This is a genomic window from Mesorhizobium sp. M7A.F.Ca.CA.003.01.2.1, assembly GCF_003998945.1.
Lineage (GTDB): Bacteria > Pseudomonadota > Alphaproteobacteria > Rhizobiales > Rhizobiaceae > Mesorhizobium > Mesorhizobium ciceri.
On record NZ_RZRA01000306.1, the window covers coordinates 1 to 4744 of the forward strand.

Genomic DNA, 4744 nt, shown 5'->3' on the forward strand with positions numbered 1-4744 from the left:
GTTCAAGCACGGCCAGCGCCTTGTCGACATCGCCCGACGGCACGGTAAAGGTCATGTCGGTGAACTTGCCGTCCTCGGAAATGTTCTGGACGATCATGTCGACATTGATGTTGGCCGCGGCCAGCGGCCCGAAGATGCCGGCGGCAACGCCCGGCCGGTCGCCGACCCGGCGCAGTGAAATCTGCGCTTCGTCCTTGGCGTAGGCAATTCCGGTGACGACCTGCTGTTCCACGATCTCTTCCTCGTCGCAAATGAGCGTTCCGGGCGGATTGAGCAAATCCCCCATTCCGGGCGCATCGGGATCGTCGAAGGACGACCGCACGAAGGTACGCACCCTGTGCACCATGGCAAGCTCGACCGAACGCACCTGCAGAACCTTGGCGCCGAGCGAGGCCATTTCAAGCATTTCCTCGAACGAGATCTTGGCCAGCCGCCGCGCCTTGGGCTCGATGCGTGGATCGGTGGTGTAGACCCCGTCGACATCGGTGTAGATGTCACAGCGATCGGCTTTGACCGCCGCGGCGATGGCGACAGCACTGGTGTCGGAGCCGCCGCGGCCGAGCGTGGCAATACGATTGTCCGGGCCGATGCCCTGGAACCCGGCAATCACCGCCACCTGGCCCTCGCCGAAGCGCTTGATCAGGAACGCACCGTCAATGTCGAGGATGCGCGCCGCCCCATGCGCATTATCGGTCTTGATCGGGATCTGCCAGCCCTGCCAGGAGCGGGCGTGCACGCCCATGTTCTGCAAAGTGATGGCCAGCAGGCCGGCCGTGACCTGCTCGCCGGAAGCGACGACCGCATCATATTCGCGTGCGTCATGCATCGGCGAGGCCTCACGCGTCCAGCCGACCAGTTCGTTGGTCTTCCCGGCCATCGCCGAAACGACCACCGCCACCTCATGGCCGGCGTCGACCTCGCGTTTGACGTGACGCGCCACGTTGCGGATGCGGGCGATGTCGGCGACGGAGGTTCCGCCGAATTTCATCACGATGCGCGCCATGGGAGCGAAATGCCTTTGCCTGAAGCCGGATCCCAGCCAAAAGCCGGAATCCCGAAAAGCGGAAGGCCGGCTGACGCCGGCCGCTGAATGCGCGGCCTCCTTAGCCAAATGACGAAGGTTTCGCAAGGCTGGCGGCCAATTGCCGGCTCCAGAAGCCGGCATATTGCCTTCCGCCCCGGCGCCGCCTACGAAATGCTGCCTGCGGGGAATTCTTTTGGTTCGGCATAGCAGATGATGATTGCTCGGTTTCGACGTGCCATGCGATGGCAATCGCTCCCGCTTGTCGCAGGCTTTGCGGTGCTGGCGCTTATTGTCGGCAGCCGTGCCATGCTGGTCGAGGAACAGCGGGCCAACCGCGCCGCCGCGCGCGAGGCAATCGAATATCAGCAATTGCTTTCGGGTCTGCTTTCTCTGGCACAGGAAGCCGAGAACGGCCAGCGTGGCTACCTGCTGACCGGCGAGAAATCCTATCTCGAACCCTATCGGAGCGCTGTCGGCGCCATTCCGGGGCAACTTGCCCGTATCGACAGCTTGACCGCCCCCGACGACCAGTTCGTCCAGCCGATCAACCACATCAAGGACGCGCTTTCGCAAAAGCAGGCTGAACTGGCCGAGACGATTGCCCTGTACGACCAGGGCAATGCGACGAAAGCGCTGGATCTGATTCGCAGCGGCCAGGGCAAGGCAGTCATGGACGAAATCCGAACCAGCATGGATACGGTCCGACGCATCAGCGCCGCAGCCGTCGCCGCGCGCGACGCGCATACCGACCAGGTCGAGACCTGGCTACGCATCGGTTCGGTGGCGGCACTGCTGGCGATCTTCCTGCTTGCCGGCTACGCGATCAGGGAATCGCGCCGCCGCTTCCTTGAGGTGGCGGTCGCCCAGGAGGAGTTGGTGCGCAAGAACGTCGCGCTCGGCAGAGAGATCGAGACACGTGAAAAGGCAGAATCCCAGATCCGCCAGATGCACAAGATGGAGGCGGTCGGCCAGCTTACAGGCGGCATCGCCCACGACTTCAACAACATGCTGGCGGTGATCATCAGCGCCATGAACCTCGCCCAGCGCAAGCTGGCGCGCGGCGAGCACGACATCGCACAATTCATCGACGCGGCGATCGATGCCGCGACCCGTGCCGCCAATCTGACGGCCCGGCTGCTCGCCTTCTCGCGTCAGCAGCCGCTGGCGCCGCAGATCGTCGACGCCAACCGCCTGCTGACCGGGATGTCCGACCTGATCCGTAGGGCACTCGGCGAAACCATCCGCATCGAAACGGTGCTGGCGGGAGGCTTGTGGAAAACCCATGCCGACCCGAGCCAGATCGAGAACGCCGTTCTCAACCTGGCCGTCAACGCCCGCGACGCCATGGGCGATGACGGCAAGCTGACCATCGAGACCGCCAACAGCCATCTCGACGACAGCTACGCCGCCGCCCATGCAGAAGTCGCGGCCGGCCAGTATGTGATGATCGCCGTCAGCGATACCGGTTCGGGCATGACCCCCGATGTCATGGCCAAGGCCTTCGAACCCTTCTTCACCACCAAGCCGGTCAACAAGGGCACCGGCCTTGGATTGAGCCAGGTGTTCGGCTTCGTCAAACAGTCGGGCGGCCACGTCAACATCTATTCCGAGCCCGGCGAAGGCACGACAATCAAGATCTACTTGCCGCGGTATTTCGGCGCCGAAGAGCCGGCCGTGCCCACCGGGCGCGGCGACAACTCCGCCGCACCGGTCGCCGAAACGATCCTTGTCGTCGAGGATGATGCCCGCGTGCGGGTCTCCACCACCGAGGCCATACGCGAACTCGGATACACCGTCATTGATGCCGCGAGTGGCGAGGAAGCGTTGCAGAAACTGGCGGAAAACCCGAAGGTCGCCCTGCTGTTCACCGACATCGTCATGCCCGTCATGAACGGCCGCAAGCTGGCGGAAGAGGCCGTTGCCCGCATGCCGCTGCTGAAGGTGATCTTCACCACCGGCTTCACCAGGAACGCCGTGGTCCACAACGGCGTGCTCGACCACGACGTGCATTTCCTCGCCAAGCCCTTCACCATCGAGCAACTGGCAGCGAAACTGCGTGACGTGCTTGGCACGACGCAGGTCGCAGCGGACTGATCACAATCGCTTCAGCCTGACGCAGCCGCGCGTCTCCAAAGGCCGGGATAGTCGACAACGAAGCCGTGCGGCGAGACGTTGAGGGTCTCGTCATAGCCGAACACCGGCGCGGCATAGGCATAGCGAACCGTGTCGAGACGCCGATAGGTCTGATCGAGGCGCACCAGGCTCAGTTCAGGGAAAGTCAGGTAGGCGGCCGGGGCAGGCGACGCTTCGCCGATCCCGAGGCCATACCGGCGGATCGCCAGCAGGTTCGATGCCGGTGTGAAGCCAAGATCGACGTCGACAAGACCGTCGACACCCTGCTGGACTTCGCCGTTCAGCGTCCACTGGCCGTTGAAATCGCGTTCGATCGCATAGTGCAGCTGGCGCGTGCCGAGAAAGCCTTCGACAAGCGCCGCCCGCGTGTGCCAGCCGGCATCGCAATTCACCCCGTAGGCGAGGCAGCACGGCTTGCCGTCCTGGATGAAGATGGCTTGTCCCTTGAGGCTGTGCCCGCCATCGGTCTGCGCAAGCAGACAGGCATCATGCCCCTCCACGTCCAGCCGATGCCAGAGGATCGAAGCCGTCATTGCTGTCATCGTCACCTCCTTCGAGTTCAAAACGATGATGTGTTCCTTCGCCCGCCAGGCCAATTGTGTTTCACCGCAGCGCACTCCAGCTGACATGCCCTGACAGAATCCGGCTCCCTGCCGGCAGAGGAAAATTGTTGCCTTGACATTCGCGGCTTCACGCCCGACTTCCTAGCGCATGACCCCGAAATCGAAGTCGATTTCGGAAAGGATCATGCGCAGAATCTAAAGTGCTACAGCGTCCTTTGCGCGTCCAAGAGGACGCGCGGCGCTGTAGTGTCGAGGAGACCAACTATGCCAGAGCCCCGACGATCGACGATCGATGCCGGAGAAGTGGAACGCTTTTCCGCCCTTGCCGCCGAATGGTGGAACCCGAACGGCAAGTTCCGTCCCCTGCACAAATTCAATCCGGTCCGGCTGGCCTATATCCGCGACCAGATAGCGACGCGCTTCGGCCGTGACCCACGCGCTGCAAGGCCTTTCGAGGGACTGCGCATCCTCGACATCGGTTGCGGCGGCGGACTTTTGTGCGAGCCGATGGCGCGGCTTGGCGCCGAGGTTGTGGGCGCGGATGCCTCCGAAACCAACATCGAAGTGGCCAAGCTGCACGCCGCCGAAGGCAATGTCAGCGTCGACTATCGCGCCACGACGGCCGAGGACCTTGCCGACGCCGGCGAGAAATTCGACGTCATCCTCAACATGGAAGTGGTCGAGCATGTCGCCGACATCGACCTGTTCGTCGCCAAATGCGGCGAGATGGTGCGGCCCGGCGGCATCATGTTCGTGGCCACCATCAACCGCACGCTGAAGGCGCTGGGCTTAGCCATCATCGGCGCCGAATATGTGCTGCGCTGGCTGCCGCGCGGCACCCACCAGTTCGGCAAGCTGGTGCGCCCGGAAGAGCTCGAAAAGGCGCTTGGCGGCGCCGGCCTGACCATCATCGACCGCACCGGCGTCACCTACAATCCGCTGGCCGACCGCTGGGCGCGGTCGAAGGACATGGACGTCAACTACATGGTCCTGGCGGAAAAAGGCTCGGTCTGATCTATTCAGA

Annotated in this window: 4 protein-coding genes; 2 read left to right on the forward strand and 2 right to left on the reverse strand. The window is 63.3% G+C overall.

Annotated features, from left to right (window positions below; translation table 11 throughout):
- Window positions 1-1003 (reverse strand): aspartate kinase (locus EN969_RS14375; protein WP_127419197.1); only part of this gene is annotated, 1003 nt, incomplete at its 3' end.
- 258 nt (window positions 1004-1261) lie between these two features.
- Here EN969_RS14375 and EN969_RS14380 point away from each other — a divergent pair.
- Window positions 1262-3118, forward strand: a complete 1857-nt coding sequence (locus EN969_RS14380; RefSeq protein ID WP_063169070.1) for a CHASE3 domain-containing protein — start codon at window positions 1262-1264, stop codon at window positions 3116-3118.
- Between the two features lie 11 nt (window positions 3119-3129).
- Here the strand turns inward: EN969_RS14380 and EN969_RS14385 are convergent, their stop codons facing one another.
- On the reverse strand, window positions 3130-3699 hold the full coding sequence (locus EN969_RS14385; RefSeq protein WP_063170342.1) for a putative glycolipid-binding domain-containing protein: 570 nt from the start codon (window positions 3697-3699) through the stop codon (window positions 3130-3132).
- Window positions 3700-3984: 285 nt separating this feature from the next.
- On the opposite strand from EN969_RS14385, the gene ubiG reads away from it, so the two are divergent.
- Complete coding sequence (gene ubiG / locus EN969_RS14390; RefSeq protein ID WP_023811162.1) at window positions 3985-4734, forward strand: bifunctional 2-polyprenyl-6-hydroxyphenol methylase/3-demethylubiquinol 3-O-methyltransferase UbiG; 750 nt, start codon at window positions 3985-3987, stop codon at window positions 4732-4734.
- The last annotated feature ends 10 nt before the right edge of the window (window positions 4735-4744 follow it).